The organism is Rhizobium leguminosarum bv. viciae USDA 2370 (assembly GCF_002008365.1).
In the GTDB taxonomy this organism is placed as follows: domain Bacteria; phylum Pseudomonadota; class Alphaproteobacteria; order Rhizobiales; family Rhizobiaceae; genus Rhizobium; species Rhizobium leguminosarum.
In genome coordinates, this window is sequence record NZ_MRDL01000053.1 from 1 (window position 1) to 1,654 (window position 1,654).

The 1,654-nt window shown below is 63.7% G+C and carries 1 protein-coding gene; it reads left to right on the forward strand.

Annotated elements, in window-relative coordinates; translation table 11 throughout:
* Positions 1-1,654: Ti-type conjugative transfer relaxase TraA (traA, locus tag BS629_RS31755; RefSeq protein ID WP_143529710.1), on the forward strand; the 1,654-nt coding region annotated here is incomplete at both ends.

A 1,654-nucleotide genomic window follows, 5' to 3' on the forward strand; every position in this document is an offset into this window, starting at 1 on the left:
AGATGGCCGACCGGCTGCTTGCCGATCCTGCGCTCCTGCTGAAGCAGTTGAGCAATGAACGCTCCACCTTCGATGAGCGCGATATCGCCAAGGCGCTGCATCGCACTGTCGACGATCCCGCGGACTTCGCCAATATCCGCGCGCGACTGATGGCATCGGACGATCTCATCATGCTGAAGCCGCAGCAGATCGATGCCGAAACGGGAAAGGCGAGCGAACCTGCCGTCTTCACCACGCGGGAGATGCTGCGCATCGAATATGACATGGGGCGGTCGGCGCGGGTTTTGGCGGAGCGCCGTGGTTTTGCCGTTTCCGATCGGGTGGTTGCAGCCGCGATCAGGCAGGTCGAAACGCAGGATCCGGAAAACTCCTTCCGGCTCGATCCGGAACAGGCGGATGCCATCCACCATATCACCCGGGACAAAGGTATCGCCGCCGTGGTCGGTCTTGCCGGCGCCGGCAAGTCGACCTTGCTTGCCGCCGCCCGCGTTGCCTGGGAGAGCGATGGTCGCCGGGTGATCGGTGCTGCCCTTGCGGGCAAAGCCGCCGAAGGGCTGGAAGACAGTTCCGGCATCAGGTCGCGGACACTCGCCGCCTGGGAACTCGCCTGGGCCAGCGGACGCGAATTGCTCGAACGTGGCAATGTGCTTGTCATCGACGAGGCCGGCATGGTGTCGTCGCAGCAGATGGCCCGCCTGCTTGACATCGCCGAGCAAGCCGAGGTGAAGGTCGTGCTGGTTGGTGACGCGATGCAGCTGCAGCCGATCCAGGCGGGCGCGGCATTCCGGGCGATCACTGAGCGGATCGGTTTTGCCGAACTTGCTGGCGTGCGCCGCCAGCGCCAGCCATGGGCGCGCGAGGCGTCGCGGCTTTTTGCGCGCGGCGAGACCGGGAAGGGCCTCGATGCCTATGCCCAGCAGGGGCATCTGATCGAGGCAGGGACACGGGCGGAAACGATCGATCGGATCGTCGCCGATTGGAGCCAAGCGCGCAAACAGGCAATCCAGAACTCAACCACGGCAGGCAATGACGGTCGTCTTCGTGGTGACGAACTGCTGGTGCTCGCCCACACCAACGAGGACGTCAAGCGTCTGAACGAGGCGCTGCGATCGGTGATGGTGGGAGAGGGCGCGCTTGGTGAGGACCGCGCTTTCCGGACCGAGCGCGGCGCGCGGGAATTTGCTGCCGGCGACCGCATCATCTTCCTGGAGAATGCCCGCTTCGTTGAAGCGCGCGCAATGCGTCTCGGCCCGCAACATGTGAAGAACGGCATGCTCGGCACGGTCGTTTCCACCGGCGACAAACGTGGCGACGCAGTGCTTTCGGTCCGTCTCGACAGTGGCCGTGATGTCGTCATCAGCGAGAGCAGCTATCGCAATGTCGATCATGGCTACGCCGCGACCATTCACAAGTCTCAAGGCGCCACGGTCGAGCGAAGCTTCGTGCTCGCCACCGGCATGATGGACCAGCACCTGACCTATGTGTCGATGACGAGACACAGAGACCGCGTCGATCTCTATGCGGCGAAGGACGATTTTGAAGCAAAGCCGGAATGGGGACGAAAGCCGCATGTCGATCATGCCGCCGGCGTCACCGGCGCGCTCGTGGAAACAGGACAAGCCAAGTTCCGGCCGAATGACGAGGATGCCGACGA